The following is a 25,263-nucleotide window of genomic DNA, read 5'->3' as shown; positions in this document are numbered from 1 at the left end:
CACTTCCTTCTCCAGGTGAGTGCCGAAAGATTAGTCATGGGGAGAGGGCCCGTCAGTGCGCAGCTGACGGGCCTTCGTTTATCTCTGGAAGCGGTAGTCGGGGGACGAGCTACCGCGAGGGGTGGGGATTAATTCTCGACGACGGAAACCTTGACGTCGATGTTGCCGCGGGTTGCCTTGGAGTACGGGCAGACCTCGTGTGCCTTGTCGGCCAGCTTCTGTACCTCGTCGTGCGGCAGGTTGGGGATGGTGACCTCGAGCTCAACGGCAAGACCGAAGGAGGTCTCATCCTTTCCGATGGAAACGCGAGCGCCCACGGAGGACTCGCCTAGGTCGGCGCCTTCGCCCTTGGCTAAGAGCTGCAGGGCACCGTGGAAGCAAGCGGCGTAGCCGGCGGCGAAAAGCTGCTCCGGGTTAACGCCGTCGCCCGAGCCGCCCATTTCCTTCGGAGCGGCCAGATCGAAGTCCAGATCAGAATCCTTAACGACGGAGCGGCCGTTGCGGCCAGCACCGGTTGCGAGTGCTTCGGTGGTGTAGAGCGGTTCCATGATGGGGTCCTTACGTTGATTTCCTTGTACGCAATTTAATTGTGCGCAACCCTAGTGCGTTGTACTAGAGACATGTCACACGCGTCTTTGGAACTGGACAACCAACTCTGCTTCGCCCTCTACCGAGCGAGCCATGCCGTCCAGCGGTCTTACCAGGACGTACTTGCGCCAATGAGGCTGACTTATCCCCAGTACGTCACCATGTTAGCGCTCTGGGGCCATGAGGATCCGGTGACGATGAAGGAGCTCTCGGCCGAGCTGGGGCTAGATTCGGGCACCTTGACCCCTCTGCTGCGCCGCATGGAGAAGCAAGGTTTGCTCACGCGCGCTATTGATCCGCAGGACGAGCGCCGTCGCGTTGTGAAGCTGACAGACCAGGGGCGGGCGCTACGTGACCATGCCGAGGACGTTCCGCGGCGCCAGATGGAACGTTTCTCCGCCTCTGGACTCGATATCCAGATGCTGAAGTCGGAGCTCGACCGCTTGTCGGAGGCAATTGCCGCGGATGCCGAGGACGCGGATCGCTAATACACTCGGGGGCTATGACCCAGCTTTCGCCTGTTCCTGACGCGGCCGCAGCGGTCGAGCGTCTCATCGACCTCTACGAATCCTCGTGTGAGCGTGCGCGCGTGTGCCTCGAGAAGGGCGAGTACGCGGACTACGCGCACGTCGTCTATCCGCAGATCGTCGTCGACGTCAAGGAATGGCGCCCCATCGACCGCTCCGAGCCTTTCGGATACGTGGATGAGTCCGGCCGGTACGTCGCTGTGCTGTCTAAGCCGCACCTCCTGCGCGGATACCTGGAGGAACAGCTCACTCGGCTCACCGAGAATTACCCGTGCGAGATCTTTGTCGGCCCCTCGGACGTGCGCATCCCACCCGAGTACATCAAGGGCGTCGAGATGGTCCCGCAGCAGCGCCCGGCGGAGGTTCCGCGGCCCACGCTCGACGAGGTCCACGACGCCATCATCGATGGCCACTGGGATGTCTTCCACGGCGGCGACAAGCCGCTGTTCCACTTCGGTCCGCAGCGCTTCGACATCGCCTGTGCGCGCATTGAGCACTACACCGGCATCGAGGTCGACTCGCTCCAGAAGTACATTCTCTTCACGAACTACGGCATGCACATGACGGAGTTCATGCGCTTTGGCCTGCGCGCGCTGGGTTCCCGCTATGACTCCCTCGTTCTACCGGATGGGCGCACGGTGCCTGCCGATGCCGCCGGGGGTGTCGAGGTCGCAGACCTCCAAACCCGAGTGCAGATGCCGCGCTACGATCTCACGACGCCGGACGGCGATGGCATCACGATGATCAATATCGGCGTGGGTCCTTCCAACGCGAAGACCATCACGGATTCCCTCGCGGTGCTGCGTCCGGAGGCGTGGATCATGATTGGCCACTGCGCGGGCCTCGACGGCCGCATGCGCATCGGCGACCTCATCCTCGGCAACGCCTATCAGCGCGATGATCACATTCTGGATCGCGCCATTCCCGTCGACGTTCCCATTCCTGCCATCCCGGAGGTCCAGCGCATGCTCGAGGCCGCCGTCGAGGAGGTCTACGGCGCCGACAACGAACTCATGCGCACGGGCACCGTCCTGTCTACTGCGGACCGCAACTGGGAATGGCGCACCCCGCGCGAGCTGTGGGAGTGGCTGCGTGGCTCGACCGCCGTGGCCATCGACATGGAGTCCTGCATGCTCGCGGCGAATGGGTACAGATATCGCATCCCCTACGGCACGCTGCTGTCCGTGTCGGATCTTCCGTTGCACGCGGTGCCCAAGCTGCCAGCGGGCGCGCAAGCTTTCTATTCAAACTCAAAGGAGGCGCACGTCATGTGTGCCGTGCGCGCGATGGAGACCCTCGCAGAGAATCCCGAGCGACTCCGCACTCGCAAGCTGCGTCGCACCATTGGGGAGATTCCGTTTCGTTGAGCGGGGCATGCGACTAAGCTGGATCGAAAATCGTCGTCTCCCAAGGAATAGATTCCATGACCCAGCCCGAGTGGTACTACCCTGATCGCGAAAACCTGACGTGGGAGGTCTTCGGTGAAGCATCCCGGCACCTGTCTCAGGAGATTGTGGATTCCGGCTGGTTCCCTGAGCTCATCGTGGGTGTCGCCCGCGGCGGCCTCATCCCAGCAGGCGCCATCGGCTATGCAATCGGCGTCAAAGAAATGGGTGCAATCAACGTGGAGTTCTATACCGACATCGGGGAGACCCTGCCCGAGCCAGTTCTGCTTAACCCGCAGCTGGATACCGATTCCTTGCAGGGCAAGAAGGTTCTGGTGGTCGATGACGTGGCTGATTCTGGAAAGACTCTCGATCTCGTGGTCAACCTGCTGGCGGAAACGGCCGCCGAGGTGAAGTCAGCCGTTATCTACACCAAGCCCACGACCATCTTTGAGCCGGATTTCTCGTGGAAAAAGACAGATGCCTGAATCAATTTTGCGTGGTCGGTTCTGCCTGTTATCACTGCTGACGGTTCCTTTAGGGAAGGGGCCTAGGGGCCGCTAGAGTATGTGCGGTGTCTCAACAACCAGCACCTGCATCTACGCAACCCGCACCTACTTCTGTTCTCGGCAGTTTTAAATACGCATTTTCTTCGCCAGCGCGCTTTCGTATGGAGGTCTTCGGCGGCCTCGCGGTAGCGCTGGCGCTGATTCCTGAGGTTCTCAGCTTTTCCATCTTGGCAGGGCTCGATCCGCGCGTGGGTTTGTTTGCCTCGGTGATCATGGCAATCTCCATCGCGTTTACCGGCGGACGCCCCGCGATGGTTTCTGCGGCGGCGGGCGCGGTGGCCTTGGTTATTGCGCCGTTGTCGTACAGTCACGGCCTTGACTATGTGGTGGCCACCATCATGTTGGCCGGCATCTTGCAGATCATCTTGGCGATGCTGGGCGTCGCCAAGCTCATGCGTTTCATCCCGCGCTCGGTGATGACCGGATTCGTCAACGCTTTGGGCATCATGATGTTTACCGCGCAGCTGCCGCACCTGCGCGACGTCCCGTGGATGGCATACGTGCTGGTGGGCGTGGGTCTGGTGATCATGCTGGTGCTGCCACGTCTGACCACGGTGATCCCTGCGCCTTTGGTGACCATCCTGGTGGTCACGGTGTTGGCTATTGCATTCGGGTGGGAGGTCCCGGACGTGGCCGACCAAGGTGAGCTGCCTACGAGCCTGCCGGGATTGTTTATCCCGAACGTGCCGCTGAATCTGGAGACGCTCGAGCTCATCGCTCCTTACGCGATTGGCGTGGCTCTGGTGGGGCTGATGGAATCGCTGCTGACGGCGAAGCTTGTCGACGACATTACGGACACGCACTCCGATAAGACGCGCGAGTCCTTAGGCCAAGGCGTGGGAAACATCTTGTCCGCTCTGATTGGTGGAATGGGTGTGTGCGCGATGATTGGCCAGACCATGATCAATGTGAAGGGCGCGCAGGCACGCACGCGCTTGTCGACGTTCCTCGCCGGCGTCTTCCTGCTCATCCTCGTCGTGGTCTTGGGGGAGACCGTCGGCCGCATTCCTATGGCGGCGTTGGTAGCGGTGATGATTATTGTCGCTGGTGCGACCGTGGATTGGCACTCGATTAACCCGCGCACGCTGCGGCTTATGCCGCTTTCGGAAACAGTGGTCATGTTGGTAACCGTGGTGGGCACCTTGCTCACCCACAACCTGGCAGTGGGTGTGGTCGCCGGCGTGCTGACGGCGTCGGTGGCTTTTGCTCGCCGTGTGGCGCATTTCGTGTCGGTGGACTTGGAAGGAAACACCTACTTCGTGCGCGGGCAGCTTTTCTTCGCGTCCTCGAACGATCTGGTTTATGCCTTCGACTACACGTTGCCGGAAGAGCGCGTGGTTATTGACCTAAGTGGCGCCGAAATTTGGGATGCCTCCACGGTGGCGACGCTGGATTCGGTGCAGGAAAAGTATGCCGACCGCGGGGTCGAGGTGGAATTCCGGGGCTTGGATGGTGCGAGCTTGCAGCGCTTGGAGCGTTTGAGCGGAAAATTAGACTGGTAGTTCTTTTGGTTGATTTTCTCCTCAAATATTGATTTTTAGGCGACCCTAACTTTAAATTGGTTTCAGTAAGTTAGGTAAGCGTTACTTTTCTAAGGAGAATTTATGACCACTGCACTGGATCAACCGTTATCGCTGGCTTTGCGCGAGGCGACTGCGCGTGCCCACGAGGGGGCGGAGGGATCGAGCTTTATGCAGCGGCTCATGGCGGGCGAGCTAGATGCCAAAGCTGTCGCCGATCTGACCGGTCAGCTGTGGTTTGTGTATGAGGCGTTGGAGCGAGCCGTGCGTGCTGTGGCGGAAACGGCAACCGCGAGTGCTGTGGCCGATCCGCGTTTGGAGCGCCGTGATGCTCTCGAGGTCGATCTGACTCAGCAGCTGGGAGGGGATTGGCGTGATAAGGTTCGCATCTTGCCGGCTACTGCGGCTTATGTGGCTCGCCTTGAGCAGTTGGCTGCACCTGAGCATGCGGTTGAGGTTGTGGCGCATCACTACGTGCGCTACCTCGGTGACATTTCCGGCGGCCAGGTTATTGCGGCGCGGTTGGGTGCACTGTATGGGATTGATCCGGATGCGCTTAACTTCTACGACTTCACCGCGATCGGGAAGATTCCGCCTTACCGTAATGGTTACCGGCAGCGTATCGATGAGATGCGATTGGTAGAAGCGGAGCGGGCGGCGCTTATTTCTGAGGCCCAGGCGGCTTTTGCGTTTAACTCGGGCATCTTTGCTGAGTTAGATCGGCTCCACTAAAACAGGTCTTGACTTTAAATTTAGCCTTGCCTAACCTATCTTTGGTATGGCAAGGCTAAGCTTGCATACTTTCATCTACACTCTTTCTGATTCGGAGAACTAAATGAAGCCAATCTCTGTGCTCACCGCCACCACTCTCGTGGCCGGTGCTCTCGCAGTACCTACTGCTACCGCTGCCCAAATTCCTGCCCTCGCTTCCGGTGAGCTCAACTGGCCCATCAAGGAGTCCTTCATTTCCTACGTACAAAAGCCTTTTGCGAAAGGGAAGATTGAGGCCACTGATGGTGCCGTCCTCGCTGGCAAAACTTTCAAGCTTCCAGTGAATGCTTCCGCATCCAAGGTTGACGCAAAGGGTAACGGAACCATCGACACTGATGGCTCGCTGCACTTCCAAGCACACCCGGGCCTGGGTCCAAATGGCAGCTATGGTCTCGATATGACGTTCAGCGACATCAAGGTGGTGGTTTCCGGCACTGATGCCACCATCACGGCGGACGTGAAGGCCACCGGCACCAAGGGGCCAAGCAGCAAGGAGGCACTTGAGACCAACCTGGATGACGCAAAAATCTCCACTTTTAAGTTGAGCGAGGCAATTGTTCCGGCAGCAGAGAAGACCTACACCACCAAAGGTGCACAGACGTCCATCACCCAGGTTGGCAGCGACGTGATGCTGGGCATCTACAAGCCGGGACCGCTAGATGACGGAAACACTGACCTCACTGTCACCTATGCCAAGGCGACTACTGAGCCAGATCCGAAGCCTGAAGCGGGTTCTTCCGCGGGTGCAATCGGCGGCATTATAGCCGCGATTATTGCGATTCTGGCTGCAGTCGGTGCTGCCTTCTCTGGTGCGATTCCGGGTCTGAAACTGCCGAAGCTGTTCTAGGCAAGGGCGGCGTCGTCAAGCGTGGCTTGGTTGTGTCGCGGTTGCCCTAAGGAGGGAATGCAGTGGTGGATATCCTGAGTAAAGTTAGGATATCCAACCCAAAAAGTAGCTTTGACCGGCATGTTTGCTAAAGCAATCCTTCCTAGCGCGACGGAAATAAATCTGTATTGTTGGTGTTGCACTTAATGAAACGCCCCGGTTTGATAGGAAATTGCACTTACCGGGGGTCTTAGAGAAAGGTTCCTGACATGGACGAGAAGCTGCAAACCCTCCTGAACAACCAGGTAATCAACGAGCACGGCGCTGCTCTGATTTACACCCAGCTGGCATACGAGTTGGACAACCTCTCCTTCCCGGGTATGCGCGACTGGTTCTACGCACAGGCTGCAGAAGAGCGCGAGCATGCGCAGAAGATTGCTCAGCACCTGCTGGACCGCGGCTACCGAGTAGAGCTTTCTGACATCCCGGTTCCTTCCATCAAGGCAGCAACTCCGTTGGATGCTTTCGAGGCTGCCTTTGCTCACGAGCAGAAGGTATCCGAGCAGATCCGTGAGATCGCTCGCGCCGCTGACGCTGCTGGTGACTTGGATTCCCGCTCCCTCATTAACTGGTTCTTGGATGAGCAGATTGGGGAAGAGGCTACTGTTAGCGAGATTATTGACCAGATTAAGCTGGTTGGCAACGATGGCTCTGGCCTGCTGCGCATCGACGCTGGCCTGGCATCCCGCAACTCGTAATATCTATAACGAAGCCGTCAAGATTTAATAAAGTCTCCCATCGAGTAAACGCTCGGTGGGAGACTTTATTTATGACTACCAAGAACAAGATCCTCATCAGTTTTGCACTAGCACTACTGGCGGTGGCTCTAGTCGGTGGTATGGCTATGAACTCGACGTACCTTGCGTTGGGCACATTTCTTTTCACCTTTGCGCTGATGCTCGGTCCAGTAGCAGGGTTCGGGATGCTAGCGGGTGCGCTTGGCGTGTGCCGTCCGGTGACTCGTTCGCTGTATAGCTTGGCTGGGCTTTTACTGCTCGGATCCGTTGCCTCTATCGGTATGCTGCCGTGGAGTCATGCTGAAGTTCCGCTGCCGATGTTCGTTGCCGGTGCCGCGGTGGGAATCCTGGCTGTGCTGACTCAGGCGCGCCGCGTCTAGACTGGGGCGCATGGCTAAGCTTCTTTTCGATATGTACGGCGTGCTCATGCGCATTGCCAGCGCGGAGCAACAAGCCGAGCTCGAGAGGCTGGTAAATCCCGCGGACCCCGCGAGGTTCTGGGAAACTTATCAGGAGTTTCGCCCGGCATACGACGCCGGAATCATGTCCGATTCAATGTATTGGAACCGTATTTCTGCCAGCGTGGAGCTCGGGGAGTTTGACGTTGCGGAAGCTGTGGAACTCGACAATCGCTATTACATGGACTCCGAACCGGAGATGGTTGCTTTAGTGCAGCGGCTCATTGGCGAGGGGCACACGGTGGGCTTGCTCTCTAACATCCCCACTACCTTGGCGGATGCCGTACGCAGTGAACACGATTGGATTGAAGACTGCGCTGCAGTGGTATTTAGCTGCGATATTGGCGTGGCCAAACCGGATGTAGAGGCATACAAAGTTGCCGTCGATGCTCTTGCCGCGACAGCTGAGAAGGTGCACTTCTTTGATGATCGGCAAGACTTTGTCGATGGAGCGGCCGCAGCAGGATTGCAGGCGCACTTGTTCACGAGCGCCGACGACGTGCGCGCAATCGTGGACGAGTCTTAAATGGCCGAGTCTTAAAACAGTTCCAGCGGCACGCGCAGAAGCGGGTCCAGCGCAATCGCACGGGTGATGGCGCGAACGATCTCTTTGAGGGAGGGGATGACGCGCAGCTGGGTACTGCGACCGGCCTTTTCGCGCACCGCGGCAGCAAAGAGCTTCGGGGCTGCAGGGTCGTCGAGGAAGGCGCTACCCGCTACAACGACAGTGGCTGGTTGATATTCGTTTACGAGCAATGCGGCGATTTCGCCCAGTTGGCGGGCACGGTCATCCAGGATTTTGCGTTCAGCCGGGTTGTTTGCGGCAGCTGCGACGGCCTCAGCCAAGGTGCCGGTGCGGCCGAGCTTGCGCAGGACGGCCGCTGTGGTGAGTGATTCCTCTGGGTCGGCGAGCTGGGATGTCGCCGGAAGGGGAATGATTTGGGAGACTTCATCATTGGCAGAAAGTGCCGCACCGATAGAGTCATCCGCGAAGAGAACGAGAACTGGATCGGTGTTACCGAGCTCGGCGGCCTGTGTTTCGGAGCCCAAGATAGCGGGGATTGCGGAGGAGACAACCACGGGAACGCCAAACTGAAAGCGCAGGCGCTCGGCGATGTCGACGTTTTCCCAGCCCAAGTTGCTCGCAGTAATGCGGCCCTCGTTGTCCACGGTGCCAGAGGTGGTGACGCCGACGGAAACCAGCTTGCGATCGAGGCCGGTCATCAGGCGGTTGACGCCCGCCATGATGTGCTCAATGAAGTCTTCTTCGCTCAACTGCGCCACTGGGGTAGAGACGTCGTCTTCGCGGATCGTGCGGCCCATCGTGTCATAAAAGCCGATGTGGGTTTGGGAGGTACCCACCGCAATGCCGGCGAGAATCCAGTTATTCTCGGCGACCTCAAGGGGAACGGTGGGGCGGCCGCGGCCGCGTGAACGAGTCAGGTCATTGCGTTCCTGGACGAGGCCCTTTTGGAGAAGAGCCGCGGTGGCACGGGTGATCGTGGGTTGGGATAGACCAGTCGCTTCGACGAGCTCACTGCGCGTGATGATCGGATTAAGACGCACGAGGTGGAGGCACTTCGCTGCCGGGGTGCGTGGGCGCGTGAACACTGGTCCAGGTTTGAGCATGTGTAAAGTATAGACAGGCTAGACCGCCTTGTCTAATGGGGCACTTGACAGCTAGACAACATGGTCTAAAGGTTGACCAACTTGGGAAGTGCATCCGCGGCCGTTGAATTAATAAAAACCGTAGATAAGCTGGTTAAATCTGTGCTTTGCGGAGAAACTTCGATGATCGGTGTTCCTAACTGGTGTGCTATCCGGGGCAGTCCAGCGGCGGGGTATACCACGCCCGAAGTGCCCACGATTATCACCAGATCGGCAGCGGCCATCCTCTTCTCTGCTTCCTCCCATTCCCGTTGGGGAAGGGCCTCGCCGAACCACACAACGCCCGGCCGCACCAAGTTCCCGCAGAGCGGGCACTCTGGCGGAGTATCCGTATCGACTCCGCCGCGCCAGGGGCGCCCACACATGCAGCACCTGAAGGCAAAGAGGGAACCGTGGAGATGCACGACGTCGTCAGTGCCTGCTCTCTCATGCAGGTCATCAATGTTCTGGGTGGTGACAGTGACCTCTTTATCCCACTGCGCCAACGCAATATGACCTGCGTTGGGCTGCGCCTTTTCCGCCTGATGGCGGCGGTGGGCGTACCAGCGCCACATACGGATTGGGTCCTTGGCCCATGCATCAATGGTTGCCATGTCCTGTGGGTCTACGTTCTCCCAGATTCCAGAATCGGGATCGCGGTACGTGGCCAGACCTGAATCGGCAGACATGCCAGCGCCCGTGAATATCTCAATGCGGTGGGCGTTCTTTATTAAATCGCGCGCGCGATCCAGAGCATGGCGAAGTGGGGCGCTGGGACTGTCATTCATGAAAGCCACGATAGCTATAGGATGAAATCCATGAAGTCAGTTGCGGTGTATTGCGGATCGGCCACAGGTAACTCTGAAGCTTATGGTGAGGCAGCCCGGCAGCTGGGGGAGGAGCTGGCAGACCGCGGTCTGAACCTGGTTTATGGCGGCGGCAACGTGGGGCTGATGGGCATCGTGGCAGACGCCTGCCTCGCCCACGGCGGAAGCGTAACCGGCGTGATCCCAGAGGAGCTGGTGGATCTGGAGCTCTCGCATCCGGGCCTGACCAGCCTTGAAGTGGTGGAAACCATGGCGGAGCGCAAGACTCGAATGGAGAACCTTGCGGATGCCTACATCTGCCTGCCAGGCGGCGTGGGAACGTTGGAGGAGCTCGCTGAGGTTCTCACCATGCAACAGCTCGGCCACGTGACGGGACCTGTGGGACTGGTGGATACTGAGGGGTTCTGGCGCCCGTTCGTCGATATGTTTGCCGCAATGTCTAAGGCAGGCTTCGTGCAGCGCCGCTTTGTCGACGCCCTGGTTCTAGCTCCCACTCCCGTGGCTGTGCTGGAGGGATTCGAAGGTTGGGTAAATCCAGGAATTAAGTGGAATAACAAGTAGCTAACAAGGCCACAACGTTTGGCTTTTGAATTGGCCCTAACCTGCAGATTGAGGATAGACTTCACCCTCATGAGTTCAGAGTCAACCCACAAGCGCCAGCCTTCTCTGTTGGACGCCGCCTGCGATAACTTTGTTCATGACCTCGCACAGCTTAGCCCTACTGAGGCAACCGCCTGGGGAATCCCGGGTTATGAGGGTGAACTGCAGGATTTCTCACCTGAGTACTACGCTGCCATCGCGGATCGCACGCGAGACATGGTCGCTGACGTCGATGCGTTGGATGACACAACCGACGAGTCTGATGACGAGGATGACTTCGACGAGGTTGACTACGTAACCGCCGCGGTCCTGCGTGACCGCCTCTGCCTGGACCTTGACCTGCATCACCATGGTGAGGACATCCGTAGCCTCAACAACATCGCTTCACCAGTGCAGACCATCCGTGACACCTTGCTGCTCATGCCCCAGGACACTCCGGAACAGCTGGACGCCATTCGCTCCCGCCTGTCCAAGGTGGGCGGTGCATTGACCGGATATAAAGACTCCCTTAAGGAGGCTGCTTCGCACGGCATGGTTCCGCCGCACCGCCAAATTAACGAGGTCTTTGTGCAGTGTGAACGCCTTGCCGACTCCGATTCGATGCTAGAGAACCTGGGAGTTGAAGACCCTGAGGTGGAAGCAGCAAAGCATGCGTTTGGTCAGTTCGCTGACTGGCTCTCCAACGACTTGCAGCCGCAGGCTCCTACAGAGGATGCCGTGGGGCGTGACCGCTACGAGCGCTTCTCCAAGCTGTTCGTTGGTGACACCGTCGATCTTGACGAGGCTTATGAATGGGGTCTTGAACGCGTTGCCGAAATCAGCGCTGAGCAAGAGAAGATCGCCCACGAGCTGTACGGTTCTGACTGCAACGTGAAGACCGCGATGCGCAAGCTTAACCAGGAAGAGCGCTACGTTCTTGAGGGCACCGACGCGCTGGTGGAGTGGATGCAGGCCACCGCGGACAAGGTGATCAAGGAACTGGACGGCACTGAGTTCGACATTCCGGAGCAGATCAAGAACATTGAGTGCCGCATCGACCCTGCGGGTACTGGTGGAATCTTCTACACCGCACCGTCGGATGACTTCTCCCGCCCGGGCCGCATGTGGTGGTCCGTTCCGGCCGGTCAGGAGCGCTTCCACACCTGGCAGGAGCTGACCACGGTGCACCATGAGGGCGCGCCGGGCCACCACCTGCAGTTGGGTTCTGCGCTGGTGCAGGAGGATCTCAACCTGTGGCGGCGAGCGGTGACCTGGAACTCCGGACACGGCGAGGGTTGGGCGCTCTATGCTGAGGCGCTCATGGCCGAGCTCGGTTACATGGATGATCCTGGTTTCCGCATGGGGCTTCTCGACGCCCAGCGCTTCCGCGCCGCCCGCGTGGTGGTCGACATCGGATTGCACTTGGGCAAGAAGCTGCCGGATTGCACGAATCCGGGCAAGTGGGACAAGGCGCATGTGAAGACGTTTATGCGTGAGAACACCGCGATGGATGACGCGAACCTGAACTTCGAGGTCAACCGTTACCTGGGCTGGCCAGGCCAAGCGCCTTCCTATGCTCTGGGCGAGCGCCTGTGGCAGCAGACCCGCGAGGAAGCCGTGGCGCAGGGTATGTCCGTGCGTGACTTCCACTCCGAGGCCCTCGCACTGGGCTCGGTTCCGATGTCTATCCTGCGCCACGCAGTCCTTAATTAAAGGACCCCAATTCTCATGCCGCCAGAGCAGGTACAGTGCCTGCTCCAGGGCTAGCGCGTTAAGGGCGATGCTTTCGAAACCCTACCTCCGCAGACGTTTGAGCAGGCGCAAGATCTGTGGGAGATATCCCGCGATGACCAAGACGATGATGAGGCGGATGATCTGCACCGCCACGACGGCTGGGCCCGCGCCACCTTCGGCGGAGAGCGCCAGAACGGTTTCGAGTGCGCCTGGCGTGGTGGCGAGGTAGGCCTCGAAGTAGCTAATTCCGAGCCACGCCGTCAGCGGCCACGCGGTCAGCGCGCATACGCCCATGACCACAATGATGAAAAGGATCGTGGCCGGAAGCTGCTTGGCAAAGGACTTCAGTGCGGGGACGGACAAACCGCCGCCGCAGACCCAGCCAATGGACATGAATGCCATGATCTTGAACGCGTACAGCGGTTCCAGCGTGTGGCCCGCCGGCAGGAACTGCGCCACGATGACGGTGATGATGAGCGGGCCAAGCACCGATGAAGCTGGCAGGTGAGCGAGCTTGCCCAAGCGCTCGCCCAGAACGGCAATAGCCACCGTGAGCAGCACGATCCACCAGGTGGTTTCACCTTGGACGCTCATGTCGACGCCTTGCCCGGCCGGGCTGGTCAGCAGCGACACTATGAAAGGCAGGGAGATGGATACCGCCAGAAGGCGCAGGTATTGCGTCAGTGCGACGTAGCGATAGTCAGCACCGAGCTCACTGGCCAGCGCGGGCATGAGGGACGCGCCACCGGGGAGCATCGACAAGATGCCGGTCTCCCAGGAAATATCCTTGGGCTGCGAGCGGTGCAGCAGCATGCCTCCTGCCATTCCGACTATGGCCGTGATGAGAGACATCGTGATAGCGGCAGGGACTAAACCGATGATGGTGGAGGCCGCCACCAGGGTGAGGGGCATCGCCGCCATCATGCCGATGAATCCGCGGGCCACGGCGTAGAAGTGCTTGTTCACGACGAGCTCTTCGCCCGTGCTGAGCGCCATGGCACCCGAGACAAGAAGGGCTGCCAAGATCCAGGCGGCGGGGACGTGCAGATAGGTGAAAAGGGCTCCCACTGCGAGGGACCCCGGAACGACTATGGCCCAACGTGCACGAACAGACATGGCATCGAGTTTAATAAATGCATGGATCTCGCAGACTTGGGGATTAGTGGCTGGGCAATTTTGACGTCCGGAGCAGCAGTCGCGGGGTGGATTGACGCCGTCATCGGCGGCGGCGGTCTCGTGCTGATTCCGCTCATTATGGCCGTAGCGCCGCAGCTCGCACCGGCCACCGCACTGGCTACCAACAAGGTGGCCGCAGTGTCCGGAACGGCGTCGGCTGCCTTTACTCTCGTTCGCAAGGTGCGCCCTTCGGCGGCCGAACTCATTCGCCTGGGTCTAGCGGCAATGGTGTGTTCGGGCCTAGGCGCGGGCGCCGCAGCGATGATCGACAAAGACGTGATGCGTCCGCTCATCATCGTGCTGATGGTCTGCGTTGGTGTCTTCGTGGCTTTCCGCCCCAGCTTCGGTACGAACGAGAGCGAAGGAATCCGCGGCGGCTGGCGCACGTGTGCGGCTCTGGGCGCGGTGGCGTGCATTGCCTTCTACGACGGTATCTTTGGCCCCGGCACCGGCATGTTCCTCATCATGGCGTTCACCGCAATTTTTTCGCAGAACTTCTTGCGCTCTGCCGCCATGTCCAAGGTGGTGAACACCTGCACTAACGTCGGCGCGCTCATCGTGTTCATCCTGGGCGGGCACATCCTGTGGGGTCTCGCCCTAGTTCTAGCTGCAGCTAACGTACTTGGCGCCCAGCTCGGTGCGCGCACTGTCTTAGGCGGTGGCACCAAGCTGATTCGCTACGCCTTGCTCACCCTCGTCGTGGTGATGAGCATTTACCTCTCCGTGGGTTTTGATAGCGCACGGGGCTAAATCACATCCGGTTTTTCGTCCGTGCGGTAGCAGGTGCTGTCCACGGGTCTTCAGGCCAGGGATGCTTGGGATAGCGCCCTCGCATGTCGGCGCGAACGCCCTGGTAAGGCCCTGCCCAGAAGCTCGCCAAGTCATCAGTTACGGCTAGTGGGCGGCCCGCTGGGGAAAGCAGGTGGAACTGCACACGCTGCCCGCAATAGACCGGGGACTCCGCCAGCCCAAAGCATTCCTGCAACTTGATGCTCACCGTGGGGCGATCCCCGGACCAGTCGATTTTCGCGTCGCGCCCCGAGGGCACGGGCAGGCGTTCAGGTGCCAGCTCATCCAGGCGCGTGGCTTCCGGCCAGGGGAGAAGGCGCTGGAGTGCTGGATACATGTCGACCTTGGTGGCAGGTTTGCCCGCCGCGACGTCGTGTAGCTCGGGGCCCAGCCACTCGGCGGGCTCTGCATTGTCGACGTCCGGCCAAGGGGCGCCGTAGTGCGCGTGCAGGTGCGCCAAGCGTTCGCGCAGGTTCTGCGCTTTCTCACTGAAGGAGAACATGGCAAGACCGTGATCGCGGATGCCGGCAGCAAGAGCTTCCTCGGCCGCAGCGCCCGTGACTTTGACCGGGGTGGAGCTGAGCTCGATTGCCCCGGCGCGCAGGACCTTGCGCCCGCGCACCTTGCCGCCTTCGAGCGTCGCCGTGATCTCCTCGGTAGTACCGATGGCACAGAGCGCAGCTTGCTCATCGATTCGAGCGGCAGCGCGGATGATGGCGTTGCCGGCATTGGACAAGGACACGTCCGCCACGGCCAGCCACGCAGCCCCGTTGTCCTCGAGCATGCGCGCACGAGTACCGCTGGCCAGGAGGTACTCTGCTTCCTTCGCGGAGGTGGCGCGGCGCGCGACGCGCTCCGGGAAGGCCGCGGCCACGACCGCGCCAGGATCGGCTGGACCTTTGTCGGGCACGAGGCGCGCTAGGCGCTCGACCTCGCGTTTGGGAGGAGTGATGCGCGTGATGTCCCCACGCGGGGAATCGCTGAGCGCGGCGACGGTATGCGCAGCGCCGGCGCCGTACTTGAGCAACGCGGCGCCAAGGCGCGGGTCGGTGGGCAGAAGAGCGAGCTGCTTGGCGACGTCCCCGGTGGCACCGATCGAGCGCAGTGTTCGGTGGGCGTCGGCAAGCGCGCGGGCTGGTGGCTGATCAAGGAGCGGAAAGTCCTCACCCGCGCCCCAGCACTCCAGGAACAGCGCCGCCTGAGTGAGATCGGCGCTGAGGATCTCCGGAGTGATGTGCGGGGAGAAGTGCTGGTAATCGTCCTGCGAGTAGCAGCGAATCACGGTGCCAGGGGCCTCACGCCCGGCGCGACCGGCGCGCTGATCGGCGCTCGACTTCGAGGTAGAAACCGTGACCAAGCCAGACATGCCGCGCTGGGCATCGCGGCGCGGGGTACGCGAGAGCCCGGCATCGACCACGGTGCGCACGCCCGGGACCGTCAGCGAGGACTCCGCGATGGAGGTGGCCACCACGATACGGTCGGCGTCGGTGTACAGGGCGGCGTCCTGCTCAGCCGTGGTCTGTTGTCCGTGCAGCGGATACGCGCCGGGCAGTTGCTCGCACACGAGGTTAACCTCGCGTACACCGGGCACGAAGACCAGCACAGAACCGGAATGGCCCGTGGCTTGGCGGGCAACGTGGGCGTAGAAATCCCGCTCGCCGGCAGCGCGGCCCGCGGCCGGGGAGTAGCGGATGTCGAGCGGGTACGTCACTGCCTCAGTGACGTGAACCGGGGCGTCCATGAGTTCGGAGAAGCGCTGGGCGTCGACGGTGGCGGACATCGCGATGACGCGGAAGTCGTCGCGTAGCTGCGCCAGTTCCAGGCACATGCCAAGGACGAGGTCGGTGTCGCATTGACGTTCATGGACCTCGTCGATGGCTACGGCGGAAACACCGCTGAGCTCGGGGTCGCGCAGCAGGCGGCGCAGCAGCACGCCTGGGGTGACGAACTCGACGTCGCGGCCGTGGCGGGAATCGCCGCGCACGGCGTAACCAATTTGTTGGCCGGACAGGTGCTGCAGCCGGTTCGCGGCAGCGCGCACGGCCACGCGGCGAGGTGCGGTGACCAGGATCTTCCCGCTCGTGTCTTGTTCCGCAGCTTGGTTCGCGAGCGCCGGCGGTACGAGCGTGGTCTTACCGGTGCCTGGCGGCGCCTGGACCACGACGTTGCCGGAAGAAGGCAGCGTGCCGATGGTCTCGGCGACGGGCAGGCCAGCGCCGATGCGTGCGAGATCAAACATTTAGAGCAGCCCGAAGCCCTCTACTGGGCCTTCCAGGTCCTGGCGCTCCAGATTCTCGCCGTCAAGCTTGCGCACCACGCGGCCCGGGGAGCCGAGTACGAGCGACTTATCCGGAATGTCACGGGTGACCAAGGTGTTTGCGCCGATGACGCAGTCCTCGCCAATGGTCACGCCGGGCATGACCGTGACGTTGGCGCCGAACCAGGTGTTGCGACCCACGGTGATGGGCTTGGCGATCTCCCAGCCGCCCTCGCGCATCTCGTGATCGTTGACCGGATGGCCCACAGTGATAAGGGAGCAGTTTGGCCCAATCATCACGTGATCGGCGAGCGTGACCTTGGCCTGCGCCAAGATGGTGGCATTGAAGTTAATAAAAACGTGTTCGCCCACGATGAGGTTAGAACCGAATTCCACGTGCGCCGGACCGAACCAGCCGGGAACGTGTGATTCATCGGGGAGCAGCTCGCGCAGGATCTCTTCCGCCTTGTCTGGGTCGGTATTGCCCAAGTCGTTGAACTGCTTGATCAAACGGAACGTCCGCGCGTGCTGAGTGCGCACTTCCTCCGTCTGACCTGGCAGGTGCCACTGCCCACCAGACATCTTCTCCCAGGTGCCGTATTGCTCTAAGTTCTTGGGGCTGTTCATGGGGCCCAAGTCTAGTCACGAGAATGCATGCGACATGTAGCCTTGGGCTCATGCTTTTCGATGTCTCTCGGCCCGCCACCCGCATTGCCCCTGGGGTAGCGCACGTGCCTGGATGGGTGGACGTCGCTAAGCAACGTGCCCTCGTCGAGGAAACCCGTGAGGTGGCACGGCGCTACGCTGGCACTCCCATGGCGATGTATCAGCCACAACTAAAATCCGGAAAGATGAGCGTGCACCAGCTGCATCTGGGCAGGTACTGGCATTACGAAACCTACCGTTACGTGGGCAACATTGAGGGGACTCGGGTGCCGCCGATGCTCGTTTCCCTCCAGGAGATAGCGCGCCCAGCACTGCGCGCGGCGGCAGAGGTCTCCCCGGAGCTGGAACCGTGGGTGGAGACCTTCTATCCGGAGATGGCCTTGGTGAACTATTATCCGCCGGGCTCAGGGATGGGCATGCATGTCGATGACTTTGAGGAGTCCCTTGCGCCGGTCATCTCCTTATCCATCGGGGATGAGGCGCTGTTTCGCATGGGCAATACGGAAAATCGCAATAAGCCGTGGGATGACGTGACGCTCAGCTCCGGGGATTTAATTGTATTCGGCGGCCCGAAGCGACTTGCCTACCACGGGGTTGTGCGGGTCAACGACGCAACGCTGCCGGAAGGATGTGGGTTGAAGGAGGGGCGAATCAACATCACCATTCGCCAAATTGACGCCCGTGCTACACTTTAATGTTGACTAATCAACAACTTTTGAGAAGGGGATTCTCCACATGGCAAAGATTGGCATCGTTCTTGGTTCCACCCGCGACGATCGCGCAGGCGAAGCAATCGCTAACTGGGTTGCTGACCTGGCAAAGGGCCGCAATACCGGCGTTGAGTACGAGGTAGTTGACCTCAAGGCTTTCAACGTTCCAATCCTGACCACCTCCGTGGTTCCGATGGCCGCGAACAAGAACTACGACGACGCTAACGTCCAGGCTTGGTCCGACGCCATCGACGCATGCGACGGCTTCATCTTCGTCACCCCGGAGTACAACCACTCCGTACCGGGCCCGTTTAAGAACGCTTTCGACTCCCTCGGCTCCGAGTGGGTTGGCAAGGCAATCGCGTTCGTGGGCTACGGCTTCTCCGGCGGCGTCCGTGCTGTTGAGGCATGGCGCCTGGCAGTGGCTAACTTCTCCATGGAGCAGCTGCGCACCCAGATTGAGGTCTCCCTCATCACCGACATGAACGATGGCGCATTCGCACCGGCTGACTTCAAGAACGGCCTCGTTGACAACCTCTTGGGCGAGATCGAGGATGCCGTCAAGGCTTAAGTTTCCTTGAGGCCTCCACTGTTTTGTGGCTAGCCCTGCTGGGCGTGTGCAATTGGGTGGTTTAGCATCGGGGGATATGACGGAACAAAAGATTGCTGTTGTAACTGGTGCTTCTTCGGGTATTGGCGCGGCGTCGGCAAGAGCGCTCGCTGCCGATGGCTGGCATGTAGTCATCGGCGCGCGCCGCGTGGAACGCCTCGAAGAGCTTGCTTCAGAAATCGGGGCTGAAGCTTATCCGCTGGACGTAACCAATGATGAGTCCGTCGCGGAGTTTGTCTCCCACTTGGACCGCGTGGACCTGTTGGTCAACAACGCGGGCGGCGCCAAGGGCTTGGAGCCACTGGTAGAGACAAAGATCGAAGACTGGCAGTGGATGTATGACGTTAACGTGCTTGGCACGGTGCGCATGATTCAGGCGTTGATGCCCAAGCTGGAGGCCTCCGACTCCGGGCTCATCATCAACATGGGCTCCATTGCTGGCTGGGCACCATACGAGAGGGCTCCGGCTATAACTCCGCCAAGCATGGCGTGCGCGTTATCTCCCGCGTGCTGCGCATTGAGAACCACAATGTCCGCGTCACCGAGCTTGATCCTGGCCGCGTGGCCACTGAGGAGTTCTCGCTCAATCGTTTCAGCGGCGACGCTGAGCGCGCCGCCGCGGTCTACGCCGGCGAGCTTAACCTCGTGGCCGAGGATATCGCGGAGGCCGTGCGCTGGGTGGCATCGCTGCCAGCGCACGTCAACATTGACACGATGACCATTAAGCCGCGCACGCAGAGTTAGTTACTGCAGACCAAACTGGTCCCACGCCGCCGGTGCCAGGTTCTGGTACACGTGCTTGTGCTCCTGATATTCGGCAAGGCCGGTTGGGCCAAGCTCGCGGCCGTTGCCGGACTGCTTGTATCCGCCCCACTCTGCCTGCGGAAGGTAGGGGTGGAAGTCGTTGATCCAGATGGTGCCGTGGCGCATTGCGCGGGCCATGCGCTCAGCCTTGCCGGCATCGCTAGTAAATACGGCGCCTGCCAGGCCGTACTCGGTGTCGTTCGCGGTAGCGATGGCTTCTTCCTCAGTGGTGAAGGTCTCCACCGTTACCACTGGGCCGAAGGCCTCGTCGTGGACGCAGTCCATCTCCTTGGTGGCGCCATCGATGATCGTGGGCAGGTAGTAGACGCCCTTGCCCAGGTCGGTCTCACCAGTGCCGTGCTGGCCAGTGGTGTCCTCGCTGGTAGCAGCGCGGCCGCCAGTCAGAATCTTGGCACCTTGCTCGCGTGCTTTATCCACGTAAGCAGCGACCTTCTCACGGTGCTCCTCAGAGATCAGCGGGCCGGTTTCTGCCTTGGAGTCGGTCGGGCCACCAATCTTGATGTTGTTGGTGCGCTTGACCAGGGCCTCGATGAACTTGTCGTGCAGGGACTCTTCCACGATGATGCGCGAGCCCGCAGAGCAGACCTGCCCCGAGTGGAAGAATGCGCCGTTGAGGGCGTTGTCCACGGCGACGTCGAAGTCGGCATCGGCGAAGATGACGTTCGGGTTCTTGCCGCCGAGCTCCAGTGCGGTGCGCTTGACGGTCTCCGCAGCGTTCTTGGCGATGATCTTGCCGGTGGCCAGGCCGCCGGTGAAGGAGACCATGTCTACCTCAGGGTGCTGGGACAGTGGGTTTCCGCAGTTAGCGCCAGCGCCGGTGATCAGGTTGCCTACGCCGTCGGGAAGCCCTGCCTGCTTCAGGCCAACCATCAGCAGCATTGCGGTGTGCGGGGTGAGCTCAGCCTGCTTGAGCACGAAGGAGTTGCCTGCCGCAAGAGCCGGGGCAACCTTCCAAGAGACCTGTAGGAGTGGGTAGTTCCACGGAGTGATGAGGCCACACACGCCGACTGGTTCCGCATCGATACGGGAACGCAGGTTCTGGTCGCCCGGATCCACCACGCGGCCGGCCTCGTGCGAGGCCAGGGTGCCGAAGTAATCGAAGGCGTTGGAAATATCGTCCATGTCGCCGAGGGACTCCTCGTAACGCTTGCCTGTATCGGCGGACTCAGCGGAAGCAAAAAGCTCCTTGTTCTCACGGATGAAGTCGGCGACCCTCATCAGCAGCTTGCCGCGCTCAATAGCTGGGGTATTACTCCACACACCCGACTCAAAGGCGGCGCGTGCGGCCTCAATGGCGCGGATGGTGTCTGCATCTGAAGCCTCGGAGACCACACCGACCGTGCTGCCGTCGGCTGGGCAGATGATGGTGCGTGTGGCAGCGTCGGCGGCCGCCTCCCACTGGCCATTGATAAACAGAGACTTCGGGCCATCGCCCGTATGGACGCCTTTGAGGTACTCGGTAGTGGTTGGGTCGAACAAAGTGTTCTGAGTGCTCAAGAAAAGCAACCTTTCTAAAGATGAATTTGAGTTCTATAAATGAACGGGGTCCGCCAGCTTAGCTGTCTTCCTGCCATGTGGGCTCGGGTTCAGCACCATCGGAGACGTCAGAGTCGCCCGGCTGGGTCTGCTGCATGTACAGGAACGCTAGGTGGCGTTCATAGAGATCCAGCACGTTGTTGATGAGCTGGTTCTCCGAGTAGCCGTAGACGTCGTAGCCCAGGGAACCGGTGAGGTCGTAGACCTCAAGGCGGTAGTACTCGTCGTCATCGCCTGGGGTGAAGTCAGGGCTTTCAGCGGTGATTGGGAAGAGCTGGTAGCGGAACTTTCGTTCGTGCTCAAGGGTGACCTGCAAGTCCAGCTGCGGCAGCTCGACGTCGGGAAGCTCACTGGTGAGGAGGACTGCGTCGTACCCGCGTGCACGCATCTGCACGGCAACCTTCTCGAGGGCGAAGGTAGCGGTCTCACGCAGGTAGGAATCCATTTCCTGCTTGGTGGGGTAGGAGTTGACGCGGTCTAGACGGCTCTTCCAGCGGTCACCGTTTTCTGGTGCCAGTTCGGTGCGGCCCGAGATTGCGCCATGCAGCGCGGTCTGGCGAGCCTCACGCTGGACGCTTTCCAGGCGCAAGGACTTCCACAGGGAGAACATCACGAGGTAGATGACTACTGCGAAGGGCAGGCCCATGACCACGGTGGCGGATTGGACGGTGGCAATGCCGTCAATCTGCAGCAGGGCCAGTGTCAGAGCACCCACGGTGACGGACCAGAAGATGCGCATCCAGCGCGGGCCATCCTGGCGGCTATCCGTAATCTTCGAGGTGAAGTTCGACATCACCAGCGCACCGGAGTCAGCTGAGGTGATGTAGAGCAGAAGACCGATGAAGGTGGTCAGGAAGATTACGACTCCGGATGCTGGGAACTCCGCAAGCATGTCGTAGAAGCCCTGCTCAGGGGTATTAACGGCGGCTTCCGCAAAGTCGGGGTATTCGCCAGAACGCACCATGTCGAGCGCGGTGTTGCCGAAGAAAGACATCCACATGAGGATGAACAGGAACGGGAAAGTGAGCACGCCGAAGATGAACTGGCGCAGGGTGCGGCCGCGGGAGATGCGGGCCAGGAACAGGCCCACGAAGGTGGCCCAGGCAATCCACCATGCCCAGAAGAACAAGGTCCATGCCTGCATCCATTCGCCGGTGGAGGCTTGGTCGTCAGCAAAAGCGAAAGTCTCCATGGTCCACGAAGGGAACTTCGAGATGTAGTCGCCCACGTTGGTGGTAATCGCGTCGAAGAGGTACGCGGTCTTGCCGAAGACCACGATGTAAATCATGAGCGCGATGGCCAGGTAGACGTTGAGCTCCGAGAGGAAGCGAATGCCCTTGTCCACGCCGGAAACAGCAGACAGCGTGGCGATGACAACGGCGATAATGATGAGTGCTGACTGCAGGCCCAGGCCTTGCTCGAATCCGAAGATGAGGTGGAAACCATAGGACAGCTGTACGACGCCGATGCCAAGCGACGCCGTGACACCAAAGACGGTGCCCAGCATCGCGGCGATATCGACGGCGTCACCAACCGGGCCGTGCACACGTTTGCCGATGAGCGGGTAGAGTGCTGAGCGAATAGCCAGCGGCATGTTGAGGCGATAGGCAAAGTAGCCAAAGGCCATGCCCATCAGGGCATATAGTGCCCAGCCGGTAATGCCGTAGTGGAACATCGCCCACACCACGGCCTCTTTGGCGGCCTCCATGGTCTCGCCTTCGCCGACGGGTGGGGCCACGTACATGGTCACCGGCTCAGCCACGGCGAAGAACATGAGGTCCACGCCGATACCTGCGGCGAAGAGCATCGATGCCCACGAGAAGGTGTTGAACTTCGGGCGCGAATGGTCAGGTCCCAAGCGGATATCGCCCACGTTGGAGAACGCAATATAGAGGACAAAGACCACGGCGATGGTGGCCGTCAGGACGTAGAACCAGCCCAAGTTGGTACCGATCCATGCGGTGACGTTGGCCAAGGTGTTTGCTGCGGACTCGCGGCCAAGCCCTGCGTAGAGAGCCATGGCGATGATGAGCGCACTGGAAATGATGAACACTGGCCAGTTGGGCTTTGGCACCGGAACTTCACCAGAGCCGACTTCCGGGCCGGTTTCTGCCTTGAAGCTGCCGACGAGTGCGCGGACCTGATAGTTCGACTTCTTCAGGGGGCGGCGAGGTCTCTTGGTTTCTGTTGTTTTTAACGGTGACGCGGCGGCCTCCGACCCACCTGTCTGGGGGGACCGGCGGGGCGTCGGGGACGCCTCCGGGTCGTGGGGGTCAAAGTTTGCCATTTACTACTCCTCGTTGCAGTCGTTTATGGATGAAAATTCCGACATTAAGACGTGAATAAAATTCAGTCTCACTGGGGCGAAGAGGGGTGTGTGATGTGAATTACTCCCTCGTTTTCTATGCGCGATTTGATTGCATTGTTTCGCCCGTGACTTGAGGGCGGAACAACCCAAATATACCCCATACTGCGCAAACATTCACAAAGACGTGTACAGTGGTTTGGGTGGCCATTTTGGCCCGACGCATAACATTTCGTTCGTATGCATAAAATTCAAAAAGCTTTACTCCGTAGGAGAGTGTGACCGTATGAATTCGGTCACAAAGTGTCAAGCAAGATCGCTGAAAGACCAAGAAAGCCAGAAAGCACGGAAAAGGAGCGTTGCATGGGAAAGAAGAATCTCAAGAAGGTATCGAAGAAGGTCACCGATGAGGTCTCGGACGTTGTCGTCGTAGGCGGCGGTTCCGCAGGCTCTGTCATCGCCGCTCGCCTAAGTGAGGACCCCGGCACCCGTGTGCTGGTTCTCGAAGCAGGCCGAAACGATTCGTTGTGGGACCTATTCGTCCACATGCCTTCCGCATTCTCATTCCCCATTGGCGCAAAGAACTACGACTGGCAGTACGAATCCGAGCCGGAGCCAGAGATGAATAACCGCCGCATCTACCACGCGCGCGGCAAGCTGCTCGGCGGCTCCTCTTCCGTCAACGGCATGATCTACCAGCGCGGCAACCCGATGGATTATGAGAAGTGGGCCAAGAACCCCGGCATGGAGAACTGGGACTTTGCCCACTGCCTGCCTTACTTCAACCGCATGGAGAACGCCGCCGCAGCCGAGGACAACGATCCGCGCCGCGGCCATGACGGCCCGCTGTACCTCTCCCGCGGCCCCGCCACCAGCCCGCTGTTCCAGGCTCTGTTTAAGTCCGTCCAGGAAGCCGGCTACAACCTGACCAACGACGTCAACGGTTACCGCCAGGAAGGCTTCGCGCCTTTCGACCGCAACATCAAGCACGGCAAGCGCTGGTCCGCAGCGCGCGCTTACCTGCACCCGAACCTGGACCGCGAGAACCTCGAGGTGCGTACCCGCGCGTTTACCACCAAGGTCCTCTTTGAAGGCCAGAAGGCCATCGGCGTGGAATACGAGTGGAAGGGCGGCGTCCACCGCGTATTCGCTGACAAGATCGTTCTTTCCGCTGGCGCCATCAACACCCCGCAGCTGCTGCAGGTCTCTGGTGTCGGTGACGAGGAGTTGCTGCGCAAGCACGGAATCGACGTCGTCAAGCACCTGCCAGGCGTCGGCGAGAACCTGCAGGATCACCTCGAGGTCTACATCCAGTATGAGACCACCAAGTCCACCGATTCCTCCCAGCCTTACCTGGACAAGTGGCGCTGGCCATTCATGGGCCTGCAGTGGATTCTCACCAAGAAGGGCCCGGTTGCGACCTCCCACTTCGAGGGCGGCGGATTCGTTCGTTCCAACGAGAACGAGGAATACCCGAACCTGATGTTCCACTTCCTGCCGATGGCAGTGCGCTACGACGGCCAGAAGGCCGACGTCAAGCACGGTTTCCAGTGGCACGTTGGCCCGATGTTTTCCGATACCAAGGGCCACGTCCGCATCAAGAGCGCAGACATCCACGAAAAGCCGGAGATCCTCTTCAACTACCTGAAGACCGACCAGGATCGCCGCGAGTGGGTCGAGGCAGTGCGCGTTGCGCGTTCTCTGCTGGACACCGAAGCCATGGCTGAGGTGGGCGCCCGCGAGTTCAGCCCGGGCCCTGACGTGCAGACCGACGAGGAGATCCTCGAATGGGTACGCAACGACGGTGAGACCGCATTGCACCCGTCGTGCACCACCAAGATGGGCTCCAAGGATGACCCAATGGCGGTTGTGGACCCAGAAACCATGCAGGTCTGGGGCATTGAGGGCCTCTACATCGCCGATGCCGGCGTCTTCCCGTCCGTGACCAACGGCAACATCTACTCGCCGACAATGATGGTGGGCGAGAAGGCCGCCGATCTGATTGCTGGAAAGAAGCCTTTGGCACCGCTGAACGACGTAACGTGGTACAAGGCTGGCGAGGATATGCCGCTGTACGCTGAGGGCGAGGCAGTGCGCGATCACAAGCAGGCCATTAAGGGTGCCTACTAGAAGAGCCAAGAGAAGGGCCGGATGACTTTAG

Annotated in this window: 22 protein-coding genes and 2 pseudogenes; 16 read left to right on the top strand and 8 right to left on the bottom strand. The window is 60.3% G+C overall.

What is annotated here, in order from left to right:
• Nucleotides 1–128: 128 nt before the first annotated feature.
• Nucleotides 129–548, bottom strand: coding sequence for an organic hydroperoxide resistance protein (locus HMPREF0308_RS08185; protein WP_005530540.1), 420 nt, complete (start codon nucleotides 546–548; stop codon nucleotides 129–131).
• Nucleotides 549–620: 72 nt separating this feature from the next.
• Between HMPREF0308_RS08185 and HMPREF0308_RS08180 the strand changes: the two genes are divergently transcribed.
• The 9 genes and pseudogenes from HMPREF0308_RS08180 to HMPREF0308_RS08140 all read left to right on the top strand — a co-directional run bounded on the left by HMPREF0308_RS08180 (nucleotide 621) and on the right by HMPREF0308_RS08140 (nucleotide 7,967).
• Nucleotides 621–1,076 (top strand): MarR family winged helix-turn-helix transcriptional regulator, encoded by a 456-nt coding sequence (locus tag HMPREF0308_RS08180; RefSeq protein ID WP_005530537.1) that lies wholly within the window; start codon nucleotides 621–623, stop codon nucleotides 1,074–1,076.
• Between the two features lie 14 nt (nucleotides 1,077–1,090).
• Nucleotides 1,091–2,482, top strand: a complete 1,392-nt coding sequence (gene amn / locus HMPREF0308_RS08175; protein ID WP_005530535.1) for an AMP nucleosidase — start codon at nucleotides 1,091–1,093, stop codon at nucleotides 2,480–2,482.
• Between the two features lie 56 nt (nucleotides 2,483–2,538).
• Nucleotides 2,539–2,985 (top strand): annotated as a pseudogene (locus tag HMPREF0308_RS08170) (phosphoribosyltransferase); the annotation flags it as partial.
• 89 nt (nucleotides 2,986–3,074) lie between these two features.
• Nucleotides 3,075–4,571, top strand: a complete 1,497-nt coding sequence (locus tag HMPREF0308_RS08165; RefSeq protein ID WP_005530531.1) for a SulP family inorganic anion transporter — start codon at nucleotides 3,075–3,077, stop codon at nucleotides 4,569–4,571.
• Nucleotides 4,572–4,673: 102 nt separating this feature from the next.
• Nucleotides 4,674–5,321, top strand: a complete 648-nt coding sequence (locus HMPREF0308_RS08160; RefSeq protein WP_005530528.1) for a biliverdin-producing heme oxygenase — start codon at nucleotides 4,674–4,676, stop codon at nucleotides 5,319–5,321.
• Nucleotides 5,322–5,424: 103 nt separating this feature from the next.
• The gene (locus HMPREF0308_RS08155) at nucleotides 5,425–6,207 is read left to right on the top strand and encodes an HtaA domain-containing protein (RefSeq protein WP_005530527.1); all 783 of its coding nucleotides are present in this window, start codon (nucleotides 5,425–5,427) and stop codon (nucleotides 6,205–6,207) included.
• Between the two features lie 248 nt (nucleotides 6,208–6,455).
• On the top strand, nucleotides 6,456–6,944 hold the full coding sequence (locus tag HMPREF0308_RS08150) for a ferritin (protein ID WP_005530522.1): 489 nt from the start codon (nucleotides 6,456–6,458) through the stop codon (nucleotides 6,942–6,944).
• A 71-nt stretch (nucleotides 6,945–7,015) separates the two neighbouring features.
• A complete protein-coding gene (locus HMPREF0308_RS08145; protein ID WP_005530521.1) occupies nucleotides 7,016–7,363 on the top strand; it encodes a hypothetical protein in 348 nt (115 codons plus the stop codon).
• A 10-nt stretch (nucleotides 7,364–7,373) separates the two neighbouring features.
• Nucleotides 7,374–7,967, top strand: coding sequence for an HAD-IA family hydrolase (locus HMPREF0308_RS08140; protein WP_005530519.1), 594 nt, complete (start codon nucleotides 7,374–7,376; stop codon nucleotides 7,965–7,967).
• 11 nt (nucleotides 7,968–7,978) lie between these two features.
• Here HMPREF0308_RS08140 and HMPREF0308_RS08135 read toward each other — a convergent pair whose 3' ends face one another.
• A complete protein-coding gene (locus HMPREF0308_RS08135; protein ID WP_005530517.1) occupies nucleotides 7,979–9,070 on the bottom strand; it encodes an ROK family transcriptional regulator in 1,092 nt (363 codons plus the stop codon).
• A 65-nt stretch (nucleotides 9,071–9,135) separates the two neighbouring features.
• The gene (locus HMPREF0308_RS08130; protein ID WP_005530515.1) at nucleotides 9,136–9,876 is read right to left on the bottom strand and encodes an NAD-dependent deacylase; all 741 of its coding nucleotides are present in this window, start codon (nucleotides 9,874–9,876) and stop codon (nucleotides 9,136–9,138) included.
• A gap of 30 nt (nucleotides 9,877–9,906) precedes the next feature.
• Here HMPREF0308_RS08130 and HMPREF0308_RS08125 point away from each other — a divergent pair, with 30 nt between their 5' ends.
• Nucleotides 9,907–10,476, top strand: coding sequence for an LOG family protein (locus HMPREF0308_RS08125; protein ID WP_034657277.1), 570 nt, complete (start codon nucleotides 9,907–9,909; stop codon nucleotides 10,474–10,476).
• A 69-nt stretch (nucleotides 10,477–10,545) separates the two neighbouring features.
• Nucleotides 10,546–12,207, top strand: a complete 1,662-nt coding sequence (locus tag HMPREF0308_RS08120; protein WP_005530512.1) for a DUF885 domain-containing protein — start codon at nucleotides 10,546–10,548, stop codon at nucleotides 12,205–12,207.
• A gap of 81 nt (nucleotides 12,208–12,288) precedes the next feature.
• Here the strand turns inward: HMPREF0308_RS08120 and HMPREF0308_RS08115 are convergent, their stop codons facing one another.
• Complete coding sequence (locus HMPREF0308_RS08115) at nucleotides 12,289–13,344, bottom strand: AbrB family transcriptional regulator (protein ID WP_005530510.1); 1,056 nt, start codon at nucleotides 13,342–13,344, stop codon at nucleotides 12,289–12,291.
• A 21-nt stretch (nucleotides 13,345–13,365) separates the two neighbouring features.
• On the opposite strand from HMPREF0308_RS08115, the gene HMPREF0308_RS08110 reads away from it, so the two are divergent.
• Entirely contained in the window at nucleotides 13,366–14,154 is a 789-nt protein-coding gene (locus tag HMPREF0308_RS08110) for a TSUP family transporter (protein WP_005530509.1), read from the top strand.
• Between the two features lies 1 nt (nucleotide 14,155).
• On the opposite strand, the gene hrpB is transcribed toward HMPREF0308_RS08110, so the two are convergent.
• Together hrpB and HMPREF0308_RS08100 are read right to left on the bottom strand one after the other, a co-directional pair.
• Nucleotides 14,156–16,432: an ATP-dependent helicase HrpB gene (gene hrpB, locus HMPREF0308_RS08105; RefSeq protein WP_005530507.1), complete on the bottom strand. Its 2,277-nt coding sequence runs from the start codon at nucleotides 16,430–16,432 to the stop codon at nucleotides 14,156–14,158.
• Nucleotides 16,433–17,077 carry a sugar O-acetyltransferase gene (locus tag HMPREF0308_RS08100; protein ID WP_005530506.1) on the bottom strand — a complete coding sequence of 215 codons (645 nt, stop codon included), beginning with the start codon at nucleotides 17,075–17,077 and terminating at the stop codon, nucleotides 16,433–16,435. It abuts the gene before it with no gap.
• Between the two features lie 50 nt (nucleotides 17,078–17,127).
• Between HMPREF0308_RS08100 and HMPREF0308_RS08095 the strand changes: the two genes are divergently transcribed.
• From HMPREF0308_RS08095 to HMPREF0308_RS13300, 3 genes and pseudogenes are all read left to right on the top strand, one after another.
• A complete protein-coding gene (locus tag HMPREF0308_RS08095) occupies nucleotides 17,128–17,811 on the top strand; it encodes an alpha-ketoglutarate-dependent dioxygenase AlkB family protein (protein WP_005530504.1) in 684 nt (227 codons plus the stop codon).
• Between the two features lie 40 nt (nucleotides 17,812–17,851).
• A complete protein-coding gene (locus tag HMPREF0308_RS08090; protein ID WP_005530502.1) occupies nucleotides 17,852–18,397 on the top strand; it encodes an NADPH-dependent FMN reductase in 546 nt (181 codons plus the stop codon).
• 76 nt (nucleotides 18,398–18,473) lie between these two features.
• Nucleotides 18,474–19,180: pseudogene (locus HMPREF0308_RS13300) on the top strand (SDR family oxidoreductase).
• Here HMPREF0308_RS13300 and HMPREF0308_RS08080 read toward each other — a convergent pair.
• Both HMPREF0308_RS08080 and betT read right to left on the bottom strand, forming a co-directional pair.
• Complete coding sequence (locus HMPREF0308_RS08080; RefSeq protein ID WP_034657276.1) at nucleotides 19,181–20,758, bottom strand: aldehyde dehydrogenase family protein; 1,578 nt, start codon at nucleotides 20,756–20,758, stop codon at nucleotides 19,181–19,183.
• A 58-nt stretch (nucleotides 20,759–20,816) separates the two neighbouring features.
• Nucleotides 20,817–23,084 (bottom strand): choline BCCT transporter BetT, encoded by a 2,268-nt coding sequence (gene betT, locus HMPREF0308_RS08075; protein ID WP_005530498.1) that lies wholly within the window; start codon nucleotides 23,082–23,084, stop codon nucleotides 20,817–20,819.
• 381 nt (nucleotides 23,085–23,465) lie between these two features.
• Here betT and betA point away from each other — a divergent pair, with 381 nt between their 5' ends.
• On the top strand, nucleotides 23,466–25,232 hold the full coding sequence (gene betA, locus HMPREF0308_RS08070) for a choline dehydrogenase (RefSeq protein WP_005530497.1): 1,767 nt from the start codon (nucleotides 23,466–23,468) through the stop codon (nucleotides 25,230–25,232).
• Nucleotides 25,233–25,263 lie beyond the last annotated feature (31 nt).

This window comes from Corynebacterium striatum ATCC 6940, assembly GCF_000159135.1.
In the GTDB taxonomy this organism is placed as follows: domain Bacteria; phylum Actinomycetota; class Actinomycetes; order Mycobacteriales; family Mycobacteriaceae; genus Corynebacterium; species Corynebacterium striatum.
This window is presented reverse-complemented; position numbering and strand designations above follow the sequence as displayed.

Bases quoted from the DNA above. Each gene is read 5' to 3' on its own strand.
- HMPREF0308_RS08185 (WP_005530540.1), bottom strand. From the start codon at position 548: ATGGAACCGCTCTACACCACCGAAGCACTCGCAACCGGTGCTGGCCGC.
- HMPREF0308_RS08180 (WP_005530537.1), top strand. From the start codon at position 621: ATGTCACACGCGTCTTTGGAACTGGACAACCAACTCTGCTTCGCCCTC.
- amn (WP_005530535.1), top strand. From the start codon at position 1,091: ATGACCCAGCTTTCGCCTGTTCCTGACGCGGCCGCAGCGGTCGAGCGT.
- HMPREF0308_RS08160 (WP_005530528.1), top strand. From the start codon at position 4,674: ATGACCACTGCACTGGATCAACCGTTATCGCTGGCTTTGCGCGAGGCG.
- HMPREF0308_RS08155 (WP_005530527.1), top strand. From the start codon at position 5,425: ATGAAGCCAATCTCTGTGCTCACCGCCACCACTCTCGTGGCCGGTGCT.
- HMPREF0308_RS08150 (WP_005530522.1), top strand. From the start codon at position 6,456: ATGGACGAGAAGCTGCAAACCCTCCTGAACAACCAGGTAATCAACGAG.
- HMPREF0308_RS08145 (WP_005530521.1), top strand. From the start codon at position 7,016: ATGACTACCAAGAACAAGATCCTCATCAGTTTTGCACTAGCACTACTG.
- HMPREF0308_RS08140 (WP_005530519.1), top strand. From the start codon at position 7,374: ATGGCTAAGCTTCTTTTCGATATGTACGGCGTGCTCATGCGCATTGCC.
- HMPREF0308_RS08135 (WP_005530517.1), bottom strand. From the start codon at position 9,070: ATGCTCAAACCTGGACCAGTGTTCACGCGCCCACGCACCCCGGCAGCG.
- HMPREF0308_RS08130 (WP_005530515.1), bottom strand. From the start codon at position 9,876: ATGAATGACAGTCCCAGCGCCCCACTTCGCCATGCTCTGGATCGCGCG.
- HMPREF0308_RS08125 (WP_034657277.1), top strand. From the start codon at position 9,907: ATGAAGTCAGTTGCGGTGTATTGCGGATCGGCCACAGGTAACTCTGAA.
- HMPREF0308_RS08120 (WP_005530512.1), top strand. From the start codon at position 10,546: ATGAGTTCAGAGTCAACCCACAAGCGCCAGCCTTCTCTGTTGGACGCC.
- HMPREF0308_RS08115 (WP_005530510.1), bottom strand. From the start codon at position 13,344: ATGTCTGTTCGTGCACGTTGGGCCATAGTCGTTCCGGGGTCCCTCGCA.
- HMPREF0308_RS08110 (WP_005530509.1), top strand. From the start codon at position 13,366: ATGGATCTCGCAGACTTGGGGATTAGTGGCTGGGCAATTTTGACGTCC.
- hrpB (WP_005530507.1), bottom strand. From the start codon at position 16,432: ATGTTTGATCTCGCACGCATCGGCGCTGGCCTGCCCGTCGCCGAGACC.
- HMPREF0308_RS08100 (WP_005530506.1), bottom strand. From the start codon at position 17,077: ATGAACAGCCCCAAGAACTTAGAGCAATACGGCACCTGGGAGAAGATG.
- HMPREF0308_RS08095 (WP_005530504.1), top strand. From the start codon at position 17,128: ATGCTTTTCGATGTCTCTCGGCCCGCCACCCGCATTGCCCCTGGGGTA.
- HMPREF0308_RS08090 (WP_005530502.1), top strand. From the start codon at position 17,852: ATGGCAAAGATTGGCATCGTTCTTGGTTCCACCCGCGACGATCGCGCA.
- betT (WP_005530498.1), bottom strand. From the start codon at position 23,084: ATGGCAAACTTTGACCCCCACGACCCGGAGGCGTCCCCGACGCCCCGC.
- betA (WP_005530497.1), top strand. From the start codon at position 23,466: ATGGGAAAGAAGAATCTCAAGAAGGTATCGAAGAAGGTCACCGATGAG.